Source organism: Bowmanella yangjiangensis, from assembly GCF_018531185.1.
GTDB classification, from domain to species: domain Bacteria; phylum Pseudomonadota; class Gammaproteobacteria; order Enterobacterales; family Alteromonadaceae; genus Bowmanella; species Bowmanella yangjiangensis.
In genome coordinates this window covers 216,247-236,812 of the sequence record NZ_JAHDJU010000001.1, presented here as the reverse complement: position 1 = coordinate 236,812, position 20,566 = coordinate 216,247, and the positions used below count along the sequence as shown (strand labels likewise).

Here is a 20,566-nt window from a genome sequence, read left to right as displayed (position 1 = left end):
TCATCAATTATCCCTTATATCCCCGACTGTCTCTTTTCAGGCTGCCATAAGGTCGTTTTGTTGCGGCCTAACTGTTTGGATCTGTACATGGCGGTGTCCGCCTTGTTTAGCATCAGGCTGATATCCTGGGGCGCATAGCAGCAATAACAGCCCAGACTGATACTTGTTTTAAGCTTTTCCTTATCTACCTCAATCTCAAGCTCTGCAACGGCGCGTCTGAGCCTTTCACAAAATTGAAAAGCGCCATTCAGATCATCTGTTTCGGCCAAAATGGCAAATTCCTCGCCACCGATGCGGGCCAGCACATCACTCTCTCTGACCAGTGATTGTAAAGCCTCAGCCACTGCCTTCAGCACCAAATCGCCACCTTTATGGCCGAGCTTATCGTTCACTTGTTTAAACTTGTCGATATCCACCAGGATGGTTGCCAGCATTTTACGGTGTCTTGTCACACTGCTGAATTTGTTTCCGGCCAGTTCTTCAAAAGCACGGCGGTTGTAAAGGCGAGTCAGGCTGTCAGTTCGGGCTTCTTTTTCTGCCTGTGCGCGAGCAACTTCCAACTCCCAGGTTTTCTCTTTTACCTGACGCTCCAACTGCTCTGAAAAGCTCTCCAACTGGGTAACATAGGCTTCACGAGCTTTGTCACGTTGCTGCTTAATATCCAGTATCTTAAAGCCCATACTCACGGCGAGCAGACACATCTCAATAACACCACCTAATACTCCGGTGTAAATTGTCAAAGGCTGATGCTCAATAAGCCCAACCTGACGCAATCCAAACTGAATGAGCACCGCGGTACCATAAATAAACCAGGCCAGGGTAAACAACTTTACCTGGCGTTTTTTAACCACACACAGATACAGTGCCAGGAAGGGAATGGTTAACAAAATGGGACCGGTAAGCATCATAAAGACGCCAGCCGCTTCCGCGTATCCCAATATGCCCAGCACAATAATCACCGGGCCAAAGGCCATCAGGCTAAGGTAGATTTTGCCAACTAAGGGCAGCACTTGATCCAATTTAAGATAGTCGCGGGCGAAGGTCAGTGCGGCGAAATAATAGATGCCCCCCCAGAAAGTGGCATTGCCAACCGGTGCCCCACCAGATTGAAACAATACCGCCCAATGCGCATCCAGGTTCATTAGCAACATACAGGAAGTGAATGTCAGCGCCGAATAGCTTAAAAAAGTACGTTCGCGAATCGCCAGAAACACCAGCAATGACAGAAAAGAGAACAAGATAAAGGCTGTGTAAGCTCCCCCGTAAAGCAAAGTTTCACGGGTTTCATGGCGCACGAAATCATTGGGCGTCCAAACCGCAAACTGACTGAACAAACCTCCAAAGGTCGCCTGAATTCTGGCGTACATCACATACTCTTGGCCGGTATCAACTTCGACTGAGAATACCGGACCAGGATTAGGAAAAGGCCGCTCCCAGTATGGACTTTCTCTATGATAATGCTGCTCGGATACCAGAACACCCTGGCTATCCACGATGTACAAATCGATACGATATGGGCCAGGATCTGTGTGTTCGAGAATATAGCGGGTCTGATTAGGATCGGAATTGCTGAGCCTGAAACGCATCCAGACTGGATGAGTCAATACCCCTCTGGATACATCGCCCTGCATGTCCTGCCATAGGGACTGGTCTGGATGGCTAAGCAAGGTTTCAATAGTTATGCTGGCAGATAGGTCATGGAGGATCTGATAAGCGCCATCGGTATTGCTAATCTGCGAAATATCCAGCCTTTCGGGTAGCGGAGATGCCCCGTAAACACCAGCGCTTATCAGCAGAATGCACCAGCCCAATAAACGACGGGCAAGTTTGTCCATGCAGCAAATCCTTTGGCAGTTGCGACACACATAAGGCTTATCGCCGTGCCTTTGTAGTTATGTTTATTCTCTATGATCAATAACTTATCTAGATCATAGTCGGCAACCCTGACATTATGACCATTCCAGGGAAAATAAAAAAGGATAATTATGAGCTTAACACCTGATGAGTGGGGTTTTTACCACCCCAGCAACGAGCAAGAAGTCATGCTGTTGGTGCAGATGGCCAACAGGGAGAACAAACAAATCCGCACCTGCGGTGCTGCCCATAGCCAAAGTTGGGCGATTTACACCGACCCGGTTACTAGTGGTCCCAATGTCACCAACCAAGAAACGCCCCCCGCAGACAGTTCTCAAATCAACTTACTGCTTGACCAAATGATGGAAGTGAAGGTGCTGGACAAGACACGGGGGCTGGTACGAGCCCAGGCAGGAGTGCATCTGGGCTATGACCCCAGTGATATCAGTGGCACCTCTACACTTGAAAACAGCCTGCTTTATCAGCTTTGGCAGCATGGGCTAACCCTTAGCGAACTGGGTGGCATCATTCATCAAACCTTGGGCGGCTTTATGTCGACGGGCTCTGCTGGCGGCTCATTAAAGTATTCCTTTCAGGACAATATCCAGGCCATCCGCCTGGTGGACGGTTTGGGACAACTGGTTGAATTTTGTCGCGATGATGAGGATACCGATGGTTTTTACGCGGCAATGGTATCCATGGGGCTATTCGGCATAGTGGTATCGGTAGACTTACTCTGTGAGCCCGCCTTCAATATTGCTGGCCAGGAGGCCACTGTTACCTACCAGGAATGTCAGTTCGACTTTTTTGGTGAGTCAAAAGACAAACCATCGCTGGAAGACTTTATGCGCGATGTGGATTACGGCCGGGTGAATTGGTGGCCGCAGCCCGGTGCTGAACGCATCCTGCCCTGGCAGGCACAGCGCATACCTTGCGTAACGGGCTTTACCCCTAGACCCTATCAGGAGTTTACCAATTATCCAGCGGCCGCAGAGCCGGTAATAAGCATTATTTATGCTGTGTTGGGTAATCTTGATACACCGGAACTGATACCGGAAAAAGTACGTCAAGCCGGATTGAGTCTGCAGGAAGTTGCTGACAACCTTATCGATTTCAGCCAGTTTGGAATACTCGGGCCTGTAGTCAAGGATTTCGTCAACCAACTGTTGGCCGAGGAATTTGACAAGGCAATCGCCTTGATCCAGCAAAAAGCCCCAGAGATAAAGGCGAATCTGCCAGAGGTAATGCAAACCATTCTGAACGTTTTCCAGTCCCTGGATAGCAGCAAACAAGGCATGGATAAAGGCACTCCACAGGTGTTTCAACATCATGCACCCTGGGGTTTACCTATGGACAACCAAGCCTCCGATGAGCTGTTAGACATCGAATTTTCTGAGCTTTGGTTCCCCATTGGCCGCGCGAATCAGGTAGTGCAAATATTACGGGATTACTTTGATGAGGCCAGTAACGACCATGAAAAGCTCAAGCGAACGGGTTTATTCACCATTGAGGTATATATGGCTAAAGCCTGTCAGGCCTGGATGGGAATGGGATATAGCGACGGTAAAGACGAATGGGCCGAGGGTGCCTTTCGCTTTGAGCCTTTATGGTTTGTGGATTTTGCCGAAGATCCGCAAAGGGAATTCTATCCACAATTCTGGCAGTTGTTCCGCGACAAAGGCATTCCCTACCGATTGCACTGGGGCAAGATGCTGCCTGATGTGACTCAAGCAGACCCCAAGGGCTGGGTGGACTACTTTCGTAGTCAATATCCAAAGTGGGATGCATTTTTAACTATGCGAGCACAAATGGATCCACGCCAACGCTTTGTCAGCCATTACTGGCGTAAACAACTAGGTATCAGTTAACAGTTAACGCAGCCAGCCTTCGCCGCCCACATCCAACAGGCGGCGAAGATTTACTCTGTTAGCAGTTTGGCGCAGGTAGCCAACACCTTATCCAGTTTGTCTGAGGGGTCTGCAAGCGCAGAGAGAAGTTCGGGGTTATGTGATGTTTCTGCGAGATGCCGTAGCTTGTTACGGTGAGTCAACACGTCGCGAATTTCACCAAGCGAAGCTTGTCTGCCCAGTTCCTTTTCAACCTCTGCCACAACCTGTAAGGCAACCAGGGAAAATGCTGGTTGATGCACTAATTGCTGTGCCAATAATTTGCTGGCTTGCTTTTCCATACGCAATCCTTTGCTAAGTACCTTTAAGTGTTGATGAAAATAGCTGAGAGTCAATGTGAGTGACGGTCAGTTTCGGCGTCTATGTCACCAAACAACACTATTGAAGCGACCAACATCCACGGCATCCTTGTGTTTGTGCAACAATAAGCTCTGGCACCAGATACCTTTATGCTATTTTAATTTGACTACTAGCAAAGTTCACACCACCCCAAAATTACCCATAAAAAACATATAGATAAGAAAATTAACTGAGGGCATTAAATAAGTTTATGTATGGAAACTTGACGGTTTAAACAACCTGGGCTAACTGCAAATTTGTCCTGGCAAATGGCAGACAGAACCAGCCAGAAATTTATCAGCCCCAAGTCTTGTTTTTTGGTTATCATCAATTTGATCAGATATCGTCCCACACCAGATATACCCCATCAAAGGACTGCCAATGAGTCGTACCGAACGCCTGTTGAGTTTACTTCAGTTACTTCGCAGTCATCGTTATCCAGTATCCGGAACTCAGCTAGCGGAGCGTTTGGATATTAGTCTTCGTACGCTCTATCGCGATATCGCCAGTTTGCAATCACAAGGGGCAGAAATTGTTGGGGAAGCAGGCGTGGGCTATGTGTTACGTCCAGGCTTTATGCTACCACCACTGATGTTCAGTGAAGAGGAACTCGAAGCTATTGTACTGGGAATTAGTTGGGTGGCAGCACGCACCGACCAGACATTGGGCATGAACGCCCGCAGTGCCTTAGATAAGATTACTGCCGTGCTACCACAAGAGCTGAGAGAAACACTGGACTCCCATACCTTGCTGGTAGGCCCTGCCGCGCATCTTGACGAGCAGGTAGATGCCGCGCAGTTACGCACCCTGATTCGCACTGAACATAAAGCTGAAATCCGGTATCTGGACCTCAAGGGCCAAGCATCAACCCGCACTATATGGCCATTCGCCTTAGGCTATTTTGAACAGGTCCGAATAGTAGTGGCTTGGTGTGAGAAGCGTCAGGCCTTTCGCCATTTTCGCGCCGACAGGATCTTATCCCTGGTCCCAAGCAACCAGCGTTACCCTCAGCGCCGCCAGCAACTGCTCAAACAGTGGCGCAAGGTAGAAGGGAGCAAAGAATAACCTGCGCACACTACTGACATAAACTGACAGTAGCATTCCTTAGACTGTGTAGACCGGAAACAGCCCGGCCAACATTCACAAGGAATATTGTTATGTCACATCCGAATTTGATTATTTTGTATGTCCGCGATGCGGAATTCAGCAGTGCGTTTTACGGCACCCTGTTTGACGTCAGCCCCATTGAACAAAGTAATGACTTTGCCATGTTCGTTTTAGCCGGAGGGCTACGCTTTGGGGTATGGGCCCGCGATGCGGTTAAGCCAGCCGTATCCGCCAGCGCTGGTGCAATGGAAATTGCCATTCCGGTTGCCGACAAAGCCCAGGTAGAACAGTGGCACCAGCAATTCCGCAGTCAAGACATCACCATTGCGCAGACTCCGGAGTACATGGACTTCGGGTACACCTTTACGGCTCTGGATCCTGATGGTCATCGCCTGCGGGTATATGCACCGTCAAGATAAAGTATCTGCACAGGTCACTGACAAGCGAGCCAGCTTGTCAGTAATGCTGCATGTTTCATCTACCATTCGTGTAAATTTGTGGATAAAATTTCCTCACAAGGATGAAGCGTGGAATACTTTGTCGCCAATGCACAGCTAAACGGAATTGCCAGGTACTGAATGAGCAGCACTAACCTCAACTGCCAAACCGATCAAAGGGGACTCGCCCTACTCATCGACAGCTTCTATCAGCAACTAAAAAAAGTAGCCAGCACGCAGCGCTGGATGATTGGGCTGCGAAGCGGCACCTTATGTACCACGGTATTAGTGCATGAATCCTTTCTACGCCTGAAAGACATGCACAGCTGGTCTGATCCACAGCACTTTCTGCGCACAGCCAGTAAAGCAATGCGCTACGCACTTATCGACTATATTCGCGCCCAGAACACAGATAAGCGCAGCGCCCCAGAACTGGATGAATGGCTGAATATTCTGGATGGCGTGAATGAGCCAGGCTCTTGGTTGCTGGACATTGAAGATGCGCTTGCCACACTGGAACAAGAACAGCCCAGATTAGCCAACGTCGTTGAATGTCTGTTCTTCGCTGGATTAACCGAAAAAGAAACAGCAGAGCTACTAGGTATAAACGAACGTACCGTCAGACGTGACTGGCAAAAAGCACGCAGTTGGCTGACCAGCGAGCTCAGCCCCATTTGATAAAAATTTGCTAACAAAGGGTTACAGATTTGCCCCGGTTTTCGTGCCAGTATCCCTGCACGCTGACCAGCCATTCCCTACTGTTCGGGCAACTCGTCGGCTCCACTCACCTAGCGAAGGATAATAATATGAAGTGTTTGCTGACGGGGCTGTTGCTTTCAGCCTTGCCGTTTTTCAGTGTTGCCGAAAACATGACGTCGGATGTCAGTGCTTACAAACAGGAACTGATGCAAGAAATTATCAACCAGTTCCAAGACGACGGAACTTTTACTCAATTGGCGCAATGCACAAACCAGCGAGCCGAGCGTTTAAAGGACCACTTTGTTCAGACACTGGATAAATGTCTGGATACACCGGATGCGTCCGAAGAGGCACTAAATCAATGCCTGTATGTCGGCGTAGGCAAGTTAAGCGGTATCCCGGCACAAAAGCTGAGAACTTGTGTAGAAAGTACAGCGGAAAACGACAATCAAGATAAGCTTGAGCACATTGAAAAACAGATCGCTGAATTGGAAGACCAGTTAAATCTGCTTTCAGAAAAAGACGACTTGAATGAAGCGGATCTTAAACGTGAAGCGGCCTTACAGTCCAAATTGGACAGCCTCTACATCAAATTAGATGCCGAAGAACAGGCGCGAGGCCGCCGATCTGAACAATAGTGGTTTGATAAATCGCCCCGGTATTTGCCGGGGCTGCATCTAGTCTTTCATTACCGGAACTGAAACATTGAAGGTCCGTAAGCTAGCCAGGGCTTTTTCGACCCTGATTTTAGCCAACTGGCTAAAGTTCTCTGCATCCATATTAAATGCAAAATAATGGCTGCCAGCGGCATCTTCCACTATCCCCACATACCAGCCTCTAGCGCCGCCTTCTGGCAACATACCACCGCCCGTTTTGGCATAGAGCCTGACATTCTGGCCACTGCGCTGCAAAAATACTGGGGCAAATTCCTCATAGGTCGCGTCCTTAAGTCCCAACTGACGATGTTTATATTTACGCAAAAACTCAACCTGATTTACCGCACTAATTTGCAGACTATCCCCCAACCAAAAACGGTCAATCGGGCCAGATACATCCTTATTACCATAACCAAATTCCGCCACATATTTCTCATACGCCGTTTTACCTAAATCTGCAGACCATTGCTGATACAAAGGCAATACCGAGTGATCAAAAGCCGATTTCAACTTATGCGCAGGCTCACGCCAGGAAGAGAACCACCAGCTTTGCTGAGGGTAACGATGTAAATCGATACTGTAACTGTCAGCGCTATTGATCTGACCTGTTTCAAGCAAAATCAAAGTGTTGGGGATCTTAAAGGTAGAATAAGGCGCAAAGTCCTGATGTGCTCTGGATGGGTTAATAAATTGCCATTTTTCACTGACTTCGCTGTATAGCGCCAGAGTGCAGGCTTCACCTTCTTCACAAGGTTTAACTTGCTGCGCCATGGTTGTTTGCAACAATGAAAGGCTGAGTAAGCCGGTTGCCAGTATGCGTTTTAACATAAGAATTCTCGATTTCGATGTTCAACTGCGACCGGGTTTGGTTTCGTAAAAGCCCAGCATATCCTTGCCACTAACAATGCTGAATTTCTCAGCTCGCACAAAACCATTAGTAGCATATGCCGTACCACTGGACTTGCGACACAAAGAACAATAACAGTGAATAATGCTGCTGACTTCTCCCTCAACAATGACTCGCACGGCGCCACATAAGCAACTCCCCTGGTACATTCCCTCTACCTTTTTATCCTTTAATTGTCGCGGTTTATCTTACCTAAAGCCTTATGACTTCACATGAAACATTCATTACTGGCAGGACCAATTAGGTAAGCAAATATTAACGGGGCGAGAATCCTTTCTCACAACTGGAAGGCAAGCATAAACCTATAGCATGTAAACTAGGACCCAATACCAAAATTCAGACTTTACATAAATCAATCCGATACTTAGTCGCAGAGTACCTTTGTAAGCGTTTGTTAATTTTAGTTTTTTATACTGATATGCAGGTACAATCGGCGGTTAGGAAGCATTCTCATATAAGGAGTAAACATGAGAAAATATCTAGCCGCGCTGTTGCCTATGGCATTACTGGGCTGCTCAGCCCCGCCATCAATTGATCCAGCCGCAACTATAGTCTTAGTGCACGGCGCCCATTTTAATGCCGCCGCCTGGCAACCACTGCAAAAAGAGTTAGAAAAACACGGCTTAGCCAGCAAGGCTGTTGATCTGCCAGGAAGAGGCAGTGACCCAGCCCCGGCAAGTGCCACATTGGAAAGTTCAGCAGCCGCGCTTTGCCAAAGCCTGACCGCGATTTCAGGCCCGATTGCCTTGGTGGTGCATAGTCAAGGTGGCGCCATAGCGCATCAGACCCTTAGCCAATGCCCTGCGGTTAGCATCACGGATATAGTGTATGTCTCGGCGGTCGCGCCCATAGAGGGTGCCAAGCCATTTGCTTTGCTAAGTGAAGCGGATGAAAAGCACTATTTTAGCGGCATAACCTATCAGGATGGCTGGATGAGGATCACCAACCCGCAGGCATTTGCTGAAACATTCACCGCAATCCCGGCCTATTATCCGCAAGTTATCAACTTAGCAGTGGATGAACCGGCGGCCACCGGCGACGGTCAGGTCAATCTTTCAGTCAGTAAGCTGGAGGCGATTCGTACCAGCTATATCTTTGCTGAGCAGGATCAAATCATCTCCCTTGCCAGCCAGCAAAAAATCGCTGCGTCTATTCAGCCTGATCAGCAATTTACCTTAGCCAGCGGTCACTTACCTATGCTGAGTATGCCAAAGGCTCTGGCAGAGAAAATTGTGCAAGCTATCCGTCAGGACGCTTAGCAACAGAGGCGAATTTGCCAATAAAAAACCCGGCCTTGGCCGGGTTTTATCATATCTAAACCAGTTACAGTTTACCCAGAATCTCATCACTAAGTTTCAGGTCATCATTCTTATTAACCTGCACCCCTGCGCCAATTACATCACGGGCAATATCCTGCGCTTCCAGTAAGGAATGCATCTCATAAGTACCGCACTGGTATTCGTTTAGTTCAGGTATTTCAGACTGGTTAGCTACCTCTAACACATCTTGCATGGCCGCCAGCCAGGCATCTGCTACGCGCTGCTCAGACGGTTCGCCAATCAGGCTCATATAAAAGCCGGTACGACAGCCCATAGGCGAAATATCAATAATTTCCACGCCGTTACCATTTAAGTGGTCACGCATAAAACCGGCGAACAGATGCTCCAGAGTGTGAATGCCCTTCTCGCTTAGAATATTCTGATTGGGAATACAAAAGCGCAGGTCGAATACCGTGATGGTGTCGCCTTTTGGGGTGCTCATGGTTTTGGCTACGCGCACTGCCGGAGCATGCATACGGGTATGGTCAACGGTAAAACTATCTAATAACGGCATGATACTCTCGCCTGAAAATTGTCTGGATTAGGTTAGGCGCAAGCATAGCATGCCACCGATTTTGCATAAACTCTGTCCTGCCTGAAGACTTACATTGCAGCCAAGTTTTGGCTAATCAGACAACAAACTTTGTGCTTCTAAAAAGAAGCGCCGATACATGGCACCAGCGTCCCCCATGGCATCAAGATCTTGTTCAAACTCAGCCAGCCGTTGCCTGGCCGCTTCTTTATCCTGGTCTGCCAGAAAGCGTATGGTCAACGCATGTAGCTTAAACTTCAGTAGAGGGTGTAGCTGCATGGTTTCCAGTCTGCTGCTCAGTGCAGAAAAACCCTCCGTTTGGTCTTTGCCTTGTTTCAGCCTGATATCCATTAATCCCATCTCGCTGGACAGACTCAACATGCCATCCTCACCTTCACTTTTTTGTGCCATCACCAGCGCACGCTGCATACCTTGTTCTGCTTCGTCCAACTGGCCCAACTTAGCCAGCAAAGTCGCATGATTGGCAAAGCTGGCGGCGGTGGCCGCGCCCTCGCCGACCAATGTCAGTTTCAATTGGGCAATTTCGCCAATTTCGCTGGCAGCACGCTGAATATCCCCTTGCCGTAAACTGATCTCGGCCAAAGCTTCCCGGCAGTTAAGCACATCCAAACTTGCACCCAACCCAATGGCCTCTGCGGTATTCACTGCATCGGTAAAAGCTTGTTGCGCCTGAGGCAACTGATCTAACTGCCTATGCGCTTGCCCCAGAGAGGCTTGCAACAGCATCCTAGTGCGACTGGGGTTGGGCCAGGATTGGCGAAGCTCAAGCAGCGTATCTTCAAGTAAGGTGATGGCTTGCTTAGGCTCATCACCTAAACGCAGTAACCTAGCCTCAAGGTCGCGGCTGCGTATCAATTCAATCTGATAGCGCTTGTCCTTTGACCAAAAGCGCTGAGCCTGCCCTAGCAACACAGCAGCTTCCGGCAGCTTGCCTGATAACTGCCATAAGGTGGCCAAACCAAAGGCCGCAGTGGCCTGAATATCTGCTGAAACCTGCGGGTTATCCAACAGCGCCTGATACATGCGCTGCGCCCCGTTGATATCTTTGACCAGGTTATATATTTCTCCTACCTGCAACACCATTGGCGCGGCGACATCCGGTTGTTGCTTGAGGCTGGTCAGTAATCTTTCCTCATGAGCCAGCAGCACTTCCTGGGGAGTAAGCTTAGTGTCAGGGCGACTGGCGAACAGACTAAGCAGAAACTCCATTACGCCAGCCTGCTTTTGCTCCTCAACACGCAATCTGTCGCGCTCAAGCGCCGCTTGGTACCCCTGATACAAACCATTGCCTAAAAACACCATAGCCAATAACGCCAGACCGCTGGAAAAGGGGTTGCGTCTGACAAAACAGCGAAACCTATAGCCCCAGCCACCAAATCCGCTGACCGGGCGCCCATCCAGCACTGCCGCCACGTCGGCTCTGAGGGCATGTACCGACTGATAACGTTGTCCCGGTGTCTGGCTGCAAGCCTTTTGCACTATAGCGCTAAGCTCACCAGGCAAGGCCGACAAGTCTGCCGGGCTTAATCTGGCTTTATCAAACAAAGTTTGCACCAATAAGCCGAGATTTGATTGCTGCTGACCCAGACACTTTCCGCTGAGCATGCTGAACAGCATCAATCCCAGACTATATACATCCTGATCGGCACAAGGTGCCCCCCCCTGCCAAACTTCAGGTGCGGCATAGGCGGGTGTGCCGCCCTCTTTACCAGTATGCTGACCCAGCTCGGCACTGATACCAAAGTCAATCAGCTTTAAATGCCCGCTGTTGGATACCACCACATTTTGCGGCTTGATATCCCGGTGGATGAGGCCAAAGCCGTGCAGATACGCCACTGCGTCGCAAAGTTGCAAAAACAACAGCATACGTGCACGCAAAGAGAGTTTATGGGAATTAATGTAGGCAATGGGATCTGTACCTTGCAGGTACTCAACCACCATATACAGGCTGCCGTCTGGCGCTTTGCCGCCATCAATAAGGCGGGCAATATTGGTATGGTTGAGTTTAGCCAGGCGTCGCCGTTCCAACGCAAAGTCCTGTTCCAGACCCTGCTGATCAAGCTTGACTAATTTCAGTGCGGCAGGTTCCTGATGAACCTCATCATCCCGTTTAACCAGAAACACCTGGCCGCTGCCGCCATCCCCAAGTAAGGACTCAAGACGCCAGACTCCCAGAACACTATAAGGTAATGAGGCAGGTAAATGCTCAGGATGCCGGTCTTCCGCCGCCAACATTCGTCGCACTCGAGCGATAATGTCCGGGCTTAAATCCTGTTGCTGTGACAGCCACTGCTCGCGCTCAGCAGAAGGCATATCTAAAAGTTTTTCAAACACGTCCATCAACTGAGCGACTTGCACAAACACATTCCATTGTTGTTTTTTTGTGCATGCATTGTGGAGCAAGTTCTGCGCAATTGACAAGCGTTTCCCGCCCCTCTGACCAATCACCATTCAACAATGTCCGCTTTTTTCCCTTTACCACGATTTAAGGCTTTGGAAAAAAATTCATGGAGTTGTAGAAATGAAAAAGCTACTTACCATCGGACTGGTCAGCTTGTTGAGCGCTTGTGGATCAGAATCAAGCCATTCTCCTGCCACCGAACCCGATGCAGCCAACAGCCCACCCATTGCCAGTCTGTCTGGACCAGAGCTAGCAGCATCCGGGCATAAGGTTGTCTTACAGTTGCAAGCTGAAGATAAAGACGGGCAGATAAGCGCAATTAAATGGGCACAAACTCAGGGGCCTCAGTTGGCTTTACAGTCAACCGAACTGACTATGCAGCAGCAACTGAACCTGCCCCAGTTAGCGCAGCAAACGGAATTTAGTTTTTCCGTCACTGTTCGTGATGACAAAAATGCCGAAGTCGTGGTAGCCCATAGTTTCACTGCGCTACCGGCAGCGCTCGCCATTACCTACCAACTGACGCTAACCACGCCGGATGGCACACCACTGAGCAACCAGGAAATATGGATTGGTCAGCCTCCCAGTTGGACTGCCTACCACACAGATGCTCAGGGTCAGTTACAAATTGACGATATGGCTGACACTCAGGCGCTAATAAAAATAGCCAAATCCGGATATAACACCTATCTGGCACCTCTTAAACAGGAGCTGAGCGAAGCATTCACCCTGATAAACATTGAGCTGCAACCGGTACAAACCCAACTCACCTTTTATGGCGGTCAGGCACAGCAATTGCGCGCTGAAAACGGCCTGAAGTTGAATATTCCGGCCAACGCCTGGCAGGTAGAAGGAACACCACGGGAAAACGAGCTGTTGGTGCTAAACATCAGCCAAAATCCCGACCTGCCAGCTCAGCAATTTGCTAATGCCCCCAGTCAGGTCACCAACCTCAGTTTTAGCACTCAGCAAGGTTCGCCTCTGAGCCTTAAGCCAGGCCAGTTTGTTAGCGTAACATTCCCTTATCCGGAAGGTGATGAGGCTTTACTTTCTTCTTTGGTTGAAGGTCAGCCTATTGTTCTTAGCAATCTGAACGAGCAAAACGGCCAGTGGCAGGAAGAAGTTACCGGTATCCTGCAACGAGATCCGCAAAGCCCTAGCGGCTGGTCAGTGACAGCAGACCTTCCCCACTTTAGCTATTGGGGTTTCGGTCAATTTAACCATTGGGTGATCGGACCGACGGATCCGGCCGGATTGTACTGCGTCGACTATCACAAACTATACGCTGGCGTGCAAAGTCTCTGCACCCGTGCCAATGGCGAGTGGCTGGTGCCCTTGATTGCCCCGCTCAAGGCCAGATACTGCATTGAACGTCGTATCAAGACCGGTTTAGATGCGAATGGCAATGCGATTTGGGGCACTGAAGTGGATTGTTACGGTGAGCACAGCTTCCAGTCCCAAGACATGCATGGACGCACTGGCTATGTATCCACAGTGGAAGCAGGCGTCACGGCTTTGGCCCCAGAGTCGAAACTCATCATCTCTCATCAAAAGCTGGCCAGGCTTGGCCAAACCTATTTCAACCGGCTGGAAACCCTGGGTATCAGCCAGCAAGGTCGCCAATACCAGGTATTAAATGGTAGCTTGCCGGCCGGTTTGCAATTTGAGCAAAACGCTATCCGCGGCACCCCGCAAACCCTGCAACCGGAACAGTCACTTTTAGTGCAGGTCAGCGACGCATTTGGCAATCAGGCCCAAGCCAGTCTGCAGTTGGGGGTGGCACCTCCTTTTGTCGCCAGTAACATACCGGCAGAGCATAAAATCCTCACCGGCAGTAACCTAAGTCTGAATCTGATGCCTTCCAGCGGCCTCTCTCCCTATCTGTTTACGCTGGTAAATCCAGACAATGGTATGCAGTTAGACCCCAGTTCCGGGCAATTCAGTTTCAGCACGGCACAAAAGGGCCAGTATCTGCCTTACATGGTGGTCTGCGAACAACAGGCCGATGCCTGCAGAGATGACCTTGGGCAGACGAACTACCGCCCAATGATCAGCGTTTATGAACCGGCCGTACTAGGGTTCAGCGAATTGCCAAGCGGACGATTAACGCAAAGTTATGAATTCACCTTGGTATACAACCAAAGCGACGACAGATTTATTTTTGCCGATCCGGTGCATAGTTGGCAGGTCAGTGGTTTACCGGCGGGATTAAGTCTGCAATCACGCACTAAACTGCAAAACTTCAAGCAGTTGGAATACTGGGTTATTGCCGGTACGCCCGAGCAAAGTGGTGAGTTTGAGGTGACGGTCAATCTAACCACCGAACTGGATGGCACCATTGCCCTGACCAGCCCTCTGCTCATTCGGTCGATAGCACCGGAAATCAGTGGCACCTTACCTGCCAGCCTGAATCTCGGCGAGCCGATGAGCCTGGCACTGCAAACCCTGCAGGGCAGCGTCTTAACCTGGCGCCTGGCCTCTGGCAGTATGCCAACCGGACTGATACTTAACAGCCAAACTGGCGTGATCAGCGGCACACCACAATCAGCGGGGTTTTACAGCTTTGTGGTGGAAGGTGAAGATGCCGCAGGGCAAGTGGCCAGCTTGTCATTGACCACCCAAGTTATTCAACCGCTTTTACCGCCCAGTTTAAGCGGCAGCCCTGGCAACGCTATGGTGAACCAGCCCTTTAGCTTCAGCCTGACCAATCAGGGAGGAGCTGTCAGCGCTTGGCAACTTCAAGGGACATTACCCAGCGGCTTGAATCATCAAAATGGCACCCTATCTGGTACACCAACGGTAAGTGGCAGTTATCCATTGCAGTTTACCGCCAGTAATGGTGCTGGCAGCAGCAGTCACAATGTCACTCTCGTTGTTCAGCCGACTCCCCCCGCTCTCGGTGGTCAGTTACCAGGCCAAATCCTGACTAACCAGATATTCAGTTTTGTCCCTTCCAACAGCGGCGGCCAGGCCGCGAGTTGGTCTGTAAGACAGGGCAGCTTGCCGACTGGCCTTAGCCTTAACACCCAAAGCGGTGAAATCAGCGGCACCCCCACTCAGCCAGGTAATCACTTTGTCGTGATTGCCGCAACTAATGGCGGAGGCAGCGACACCCTGGCACTGACCTTCACTATTGTGGATGGCAATCTTCCGCAACTGAGTTTGAGCATGGATCCGGTGTTCTTTATCAATCAGGCCATCGGTGTGCAAGCAATTAACAGCGGCGGCCATGTCGACACTTGGAGTATCAATGCCGCGCTGCCCGCTGGCTTGAGTTTCAACCCCAGCAACGGGCAAATTACCGGCAGCACAGCCACTGATGGGGATGTTCAGGTAGAGGTAAGCGCAGCCAATCAATTTGGCAGTGATACGCTTAGCTTTACCCTGCGCATTTTTGGCGTACCAGCGCAAATACAGCAGTTGTCAGCCGTCGGCTCGGATGGTGTGATTGATATCAACTGGCAAGCAGTGGCTCCCCGCCATGCGGCTGAAACTATAGGTTATAGGTTGTATCTGGCCGACGATGCCGGCCTCAACTCAAGCAACTATCAGGGACTGCCACAAGGCCAGATGCTGGATAACTTGACCGGTACCCACCAACAAATCTCGCTGGCGAACGGCAGTGCCCGCTACGCACTAGTAGTCGCCTATAACCTAGCCGGGCAGGGACAAGACAGTCCGCTGGCTTATGCCACCGCCCAGCAAACCCAGACCCTCAACCTGCGAGATAGCGGATATTTGTTATGTGCCAATGACGACGACAGCATGGCTGGCGGGCTGTCCCAACTGACATGTTCCACTGATCCCAACAGCAACGTGGTGCAAGGGCAGGATGGATTAACCGGGGCAGACGCCAAAGGCCAGCAAACACCGTCCCACAGTTTCACCAAGCTGGATAGCCAGGGCAATGCCCTCGCCCAGCAAAACCAGGCCTGGGACGACAATGGCTCTGAGGCAGCAGGCAGCCAATGGTCATGCTGGCGGGACGATGTCACCGGTCTTGTCTGGCAAGTTAAGCCAGGTGCAGACGGCATTGTGGGCAATGCCGGGTTACATGACGGCGATAATCTGTATGCAGTTAATGCAACGAACAGCGATCCACTGAATTGCCATTCAGACAGTCAGTGCAACCTGACGAGTTATATCAAGGTGACAAATCAGCAGAGCCTCTGCGGACTCAATAACTGGCGTTTACCGGCATTGAATGAGCTGATGAGCATCGCCGATATGCAGCATGGTAGCTTATTGTTCACCCCACCAGCCCTGGTAAACGGCAGTCCTCCTCCATTGCCAACCGGCAGTGACAGTCTGTTTGCTGTGGCCGATATCCCTTACTTCAGTCAGCAACCCAACAGCCAGGCACTAGACCTGAAAACCTTTGCACTGGAGCAAGATACTGACCTTAGCCAGCGCAGTGTATTGCTGGTTAGTGGCGCCCCTCCCAGCCTCTATGCTCAAACCACCAGTGCGCAGCCCCAAATAGATGGCAGTCAGGTCTGTGACAATCTACTGCCCAGCACGGCTGCCAGTGACAGGTTCCAAATAATCGGCGACGGCACCTTGCTGGACAGCTATACCAATTTGATGTGGCGCCGCTGTGCATTGGGGCATGACTTTGATGACGCCACGCAACAATGTGTTGTAAGTGGTGCCGCGCAAAGTTTCAGTTGGATTGAGGGACTGGCGCAGGTGGCCAACTTCAATGACCGTGTGGATGGCAGTAATCACAATCACAGTGACTGGCGCATGCCCAATGCCAAGGAAATGCAAAGCCTGACTGAATGGCGCTGCAATGTACGTATGAATCTGTCGGTATTTGCCAGCCCGGTTCAGACAATCTGGACCGCTACACCATGGTCGGGCATCGCGCCTTATACTCAAACCCATCAGTCACTGATGTTCGACAGCAGCGACGGCAGTCTCAAACGTGCTGACCGCACTGACATATTGGCAATGATGCTGGTGAGAGACAACGTGTCGCAAAACAACCTGCTGAACCAGTTGAACCTCCCCCTGTCAACTCAGGGTTTTGAGGCTGCCAATGTCAGTATTCAGGTACAGAGCCAGGTAGCAACCTGGCAGATGCTGCAACCAATGAGCCCGCAACCGGCTTCTACTGCGCTGCATTTTGACCCGCAGTCTTTAGGCGCACTGACCTGGAGCATAGGCAGTAATTTTACCCCACTACAGACCCCAGCAGAGAACCCGCTGCTGGGCACTATAGACTTTGATGGCCAGGGTAATCCCGTTGCCGGGCCCCCCATTACCCCCAACTTTATCCTGCGCCATGACAACACCGGCATCTTGTACAAATTGGCGTTGTACATCCAGTTGTCATCCAATGAGGATCCCTATCGGATCCTGGATGACAGCGTGATTTACCAATGCACCGGCAATGACATTGCCAGTTGCCCTTAACCCATGGGAGGCCGTCGCCTCCCTATAACTTTGGAGCTCATCCATGAAGAAAACCATCGCATCCGCGCTACTAGCCCTGTTAGCTGGCTGTAATCAGGCCACCAGTAGCCCCATAGACGAAAAATCAGCGTGTGAACTGCTGGACACTGGCAGTTTACAAAGTATTCTGGCTGCCAATATCGAATTGCAAACTACCCTGGTTGATGATTTTGAACGCCGCTTAAGCGGCGTGGCATCACGCTGTAAAGTGCTGTTTGTCGATGACCCGGCACCTACTACCTTTGCTGAACAGTTTAAGCAGCGCACCTTGGTTTTCAGCCTCTATACGCCGGAAAGCTTTGCTAAGGGCAACAGCCTGATGGAAGAAAAAGGTAAAAAACCAACACTGGACTTCGAACGCCACTGGAGCAATCTCAGTCGTAATCAAAAGGTTGACGATCTGGCCCGGGGCCAAGGCTTTATCCGTGAAGTGTCGGTAGGCAAAATGAAAGAAACTCAGGGGTTGCTGCGCCACGATGACCTGTTGGTGGTTATTTCAGTCGCCAATGCCCCTGCAGATACTGCCCAAAAGCTCCTCACCACTATCAGTGAACATGGCAAGTTCTAATGTCACGCAATCGCAGATATTGCTGCCTGACCCTGGCACTGGCGAGTAGCGCCGGTGCCTTGGAACAGCCTTATCAGGCCATCTCCCAGACAAAGTTACAGCAATGGCAGGGAGAGGGCTTTTTTACCCTGAACAAAGATTGGTTTAGCAACCATGATGGCAGTGGCTTTGATGCCAATGGTCAGTCCCTGGCTGCGCAGTTATCAGAGTTCAGTTATAGCTATCTGCTGTTTGCCAGCCAGGAAATTCCCCTGCCACGGGTTCGTTATCGCTTGCGTCTATGGCGCTACCCCGCTGAATCTATCCAATCTCCGGCCCTCAGCCGCATCGAACTAAGTCGCTTTAATCTGGGCCCTGCACTGCATAAACAGCTGGTGCTGGAACTGGGTGAAGCGCATGTCGCACCGCTTCAAGAGTTTGGTGAAGGGCCGCATATAAGCTGGCGCTTTGATATGATCAATTTGTATGGTGCGCCGCATGTAGTGGCGGCAAGTCGCAGGCAGTTTGGAGATGTGCAGGCCAGCACCGAGGATTGTTTGGGTTATTCATGCCTTACAATAACCCTGTCACCACCAAAAGCCATGCCAGATAAACCATTAGATCTACCAACATGGCAAGCCCCTTACCGGCAACAGCATGGCGTGAGCGAACCTTGGCTGCTGGATACCTTGTATCACACCCTGGCTCTGGCGAATTTAGAGCCGGGTGATTCACCAGATAAACCGCTACTGGAGATACTGCTTAGCACGGATGTTGAAGGGAATGATCCTGTCTGGCATGGTTTAGCCAGACAAACACAGTTGGGCGATGACAGCCTCAGTGAACGCTGGCGGGAACTATGGGTGTGGCCAGGTGGCGAGGTAGCCTTGCTCGGCTATGACCTGTGCCACCCGGACCGTCAGTCAGATTGCCAGCCTAAGGCAGACTGACGGTGACTCTTGCCAGTTCAGTCTGTACACCATAGTAATCGCTAACATACAGCACATCGTACTGCCCAGAAGAAGGTGCGGTAAGACTAAGCGGCGAGCGGCTGGGGAAGTCTCCGTCCAGGGCCCCGCCCCAACTGTCCTGACTATCTTTGGCCACCAGCACAATTTTATCCCCTTCGGCGCCCGGTCCCTGCCAGTCAATGCGGATTGTTTGTCCTTGAATTGATTGCACAGTCAGCGTGGTTTGCATGGGTACAATACTCAATGGCTGACGTAACATTTCCTCACTGTTTGCATGCCAGTTTGCCACTAATAGCAGATCATACTCGCCGCTGTCGTTCGCTAGCCGCAGCTCTCCTTGCCCATTGGTAAAACTGGCGCGAGATAAGGCTTGCGACATGGCTTGTCCTCGGCCAACCAACACCAGACTCAGTTCAGCATCGGTCTGAATATCACTGCTTATAATAAGATCACTGCCCGCCTTAGCCGGGTCCTGCCAGGTTAGGGTAGCGACCAGCGGCGTCACGGCCACATCCAGATGGGACAGACTTTCCCGCCTATTGTAACTGTCAAACAGATAATGCGCCTGATACTGGCCAGGCTCAGCAGGGGCCAGCAGCTCAACCTTGTCACGCCCGTAGGTTTTAGCTTCAGCCACTACATTACCCGGCGAAGGAGTGGCTCCTTGTTTAACCAACACCACCTTATCTTCAATCTGCGCCTGACCTTGCCAGCTTAGGCTGAACAGGCGTGTCGCCATGACCTCCTGCGCGCCGATTAGCATCATGCTTGGCGATGCGGGTAACTTAGCGGGTTGCTGAGCCTTATCAAGGGCCTCACGCAGAGCCTGCTCGTTGCCCGCATCAAAGTAACGCCCGCCAGTGCTGCTCGCCAGGCAGCTAAGCTGCGCTTTGTCGGCTTCCTTTTGTATATCAAACCCCACCACATGTGCGGTGAATTCAATGCCCTGGGCCTTTAGTGTGGCAGCCAGGCTACAAGGGTCGCGCTCGCAGCTTTCAATGCCATCGGTGAGCAGGATCACCGTACCGCCTTGCCCTTGCATGGCAGTAGCGGCTTGCTCCACCGCAGCGGTGAGCGGCGTGCGTCCTTTGGGCGTCAGACGATTAATCTTGTCTTTGAGCGCAGCGCTGTTCGGCTCATCAGGCGACGCAATTTGCTCGATGTCGTCACAGGAAGATTTCACTCGGTGACCATAGGCCCATAGCGAAAGCGGCCTATTCTGTGGCCAGCCTTCCAGCATACGTTGCAAGGCACTTCTGGCACTGTCAATTTTGGCCGTACCTTGCACTTGTCCCCACATGGAATTAGACACATCGATAACAATGGCGGTCGGTGCTTCTAAGGGTGGTTTGTCATCGGCGAAAGCCAGGGGTGACAAGAAAAGTGCAAACAGCGGGGCGGTTTTCATAAAG

Annotated in this window: 15 protein-coding genes and 1 pseudogene; 9 read left to right on the top strand and 7 right to left on the bottom strand. The window is 50.9% G+C overall.

The genetic code is table 11. The features are described 5' to 3' along the window. Window positions 1–14: 14 nt before the first annotated feature. A complete protein-coding gene (locus KJY73_RS01100; RefSeq protein ID WP_214339427.1) occupies window positions 15–1,835 on the bottom strand; it encodes a sensor domain-containing diguanylate cyclase in 1,821 nt (606 codons plus the stop codon). A 150-nt stretch (window positions 1,836–1,985) separates the two neighbouring features. Between KJY73_RS01100 and KJY73_RS01095 the strand changes: the two genes are divergently transcribed. Next, window positions 1,986–3,722, top strand: a complete 1,737-nt coding sequence (locus tag KJY73_RS01095; protein WP_214339425.1) for an FAD-binding protein — start codon at window positions 1,986–1,988, stop codon at window positions 3,720–3,722. A 50-nt stretch (window positions 3,723–3,772) separates the two neighbouring features. On the opposite strand, the gene KJY73_RS01090 is transcribed toward KJY73_RS01095, so the two are convergent. Next, window positions 3,773–4,042 (bottom strand): hypothetical protein, encoded by a 270-nt coding sequence (locus KJY73_RS01090; RefSeq protein WP_214339423.1) that lies wholly within the window; start codon window positions 4,040–4,042, stop codon window positions 3,773–3,775. Between the two features lie 439 nt (window positions 4,043–4,481). Here KJY73_RS01090 and KJY73_RS01085 point away from each other — a divergent pair, with 439 nt between their 5' ends. The 4 genes from KJY73_RS01085 (at window position 4,482) to KJY73_RS01070 (ending at window position 6,981) form a co-directional block, all read left to right on the top strand. Further along, on the top strand, window positions 4,482–5,165 hold the full coding sequence (locus KJY73_RS01085) for a helix-turn-helix transcriptional regulator (protein ID WP_214339421.1): 684 nt from the start codon (window positions 4,482–4,484) through the stop codon (window positions 5,163–5,165). A gap of 92 nt (window positions 5,166–5,257) precedes the next feature. Beyond that, the gene (locus KJY73_RS01080) at window positions 5,258–5,626 is read left to right on the top strand and encodes a VOC family protein (RefSeq protein WP_214339419.1); all 369 of its coding nucleotides are present in this window, start codon (window positions 5,258–5,260) and stop codon (window positions 5,624–5,626) included. 159 nt (window positions 5,627–5,785) lie between these two features. Next, window positions 5,786–6,322 (top strand): ECF-type sigma factor, encoded by a 537-nt coding sequence (locus KJY73_RS01075; RefSeq protein WP_214339417.1) that lies wholly within the window; start codon window positions 5,786–5,788, stop codon window positions 6,320–6,322. 128 nt (window positions 6,323–6,450) lie between these two features. Further along, window positions 6,451–6,981 carry a hypothetical protein gene (locus tag KJY73_RS01070; RefSeq protein WP_214339415.1) on the top strand — a complete coding sequence of 177 codons (531 nt, stop codon included), beginning with the start codon at window positions 6,451–6,453 and terminating at the stop codon, window positions 6,979–6,981. 39 nt (window positions 6,982–7,020) lie between these two features. Here the strand turns inward: KJY73_RS01070 and KJY73_RS01065 are convergent, their stop codons facing one another. Further along, a complete protein-coding gene (locus tag KJY73_RS01065; RefSeq protein WP_214339413.1) occupies window positions 7,021–7,827 on the bottom strand; it encodes a penicillin-binding transpeptidase domain-containing protein in 807 nt (268 codons plus the stop codon). A 24-nt stretch (window positions 7,828–7,851) separates the two neighbouring features. Further along, window positions 7,852–8,055 (bottom strand): annotated as a pseudogene (locus KJY73_RS01060) (GFA family protein); the annotation flags it as partial. A 318-nt stretch (window positions 8,056–8,373) separates the two neighbouring features. On the opposite strand from KJY73_RS01060, the gene KJY73_RS01055 reads away from it, so the two are divergent. Next, entirely contained in the window at window positions 8,374–9,165 is a 792-nt protein-coding gene (locus KJY73_RS01055; RefSeq protein WP_214339409.1) for an alpha/beta fold hydrolase, read from the top strand. Window positions 9,166–9,229: 64 nt separating this feature from the next. Here KJY73_RS01055 and luxS read toward each other — a convergent pair whose 3' ends face one another. Continuing rightward, window positions 9,230–9,739, bottom strand: coding sequence for an S-ribosylhomocysteine lyase (gene luxS, locus KJY73_RS01050; protein WP_206592120.1), 510 nt, complete (start codon window positions 9,737–9,739; stop codon window positions 9,230–9,232). A gap of 111 nt (window positions 9,740–9,850) precedes the next feature. After that, on the bottom strand, window positions 9,851–12,136 hold the full coding sequence (locus KJY73_RS01045) for a serine/threonine-protein kinase (protein ID WP_214339408.1): 2,286 nt from the start codon (window positions 12,134–12,136) through the stop codon (window positions 9,851–9,853). Between the two features lie 163 nt (window positions 12,137–12,299). On the opposite strand from KJY73_RS01045, the gene KJY73_RS01040 reads away from it, so the two are divergent. Genes KJY73_RS01040 through KJY73_RS01030 form a run of 3 tightly spaced genes read left to right on the top strand, consistent with a single transcriptional unit; the run spans window position 12,300 to window position 19,133 of the window. Then, on the top strand, window positions 12,300–17,597 hold the full coding sequence (locus KJY73_RS01040) for a putative Ig domain-containing protein (RefSeq protein ID WP_214339406.1): 5,298 nt from the start codon (window positions 12,300–12,302) through the stop codon (window positions 17,595–17,597). A gap of 43 nt (window positions 17,598–17,640) precedes the next feature. Further along, window positions 17,641–18,204 carry a hypothetical protein gene (locus KJY73_RS01035; protein WP_214339404.1) on the top strand — a complete coding sequence of 188 codons (564 nt, stop codon included), beginning with the start codon at window positions 17,641–17,643 and terminating at the stop codon, window positions 18,202–18,204. Next, the gene (locus tag KJY73_RS01030) at window positions 18,204–19,133 is read left to right on the top strand and encodes a hypothetical protein (RefSeq protein ID WP_214339402.1); all 930 of its coding nucleotides are present in this window, start codon (window positions 18,204–18,206) and stop codon (window positions 19,131–19,133) included. The genes KJY73_RS01035 and KJY73_RS01030 overlap by 1 nt, the downstream gene beginning before the upstream one ends. On the opposite strand, the gene KJY73_RS01025 is transcribed toward KJY73_RS01030, so the two are convergent. Beyond that, entirely contained in the window at window positions 19,120–20,562 is a 1,443-nt protein-coding gene (locus KJY73_RS01025; RefSeq protein WP_214339401.1) for a vWA domain-containing protein, read from the bottom strand. The genes KJY73_RS01030 and KJY73_RS01025 overlap by 14 nt on opposite strands. Window positions 20,563–20,566: the final 4 nt, after the last annotated feature.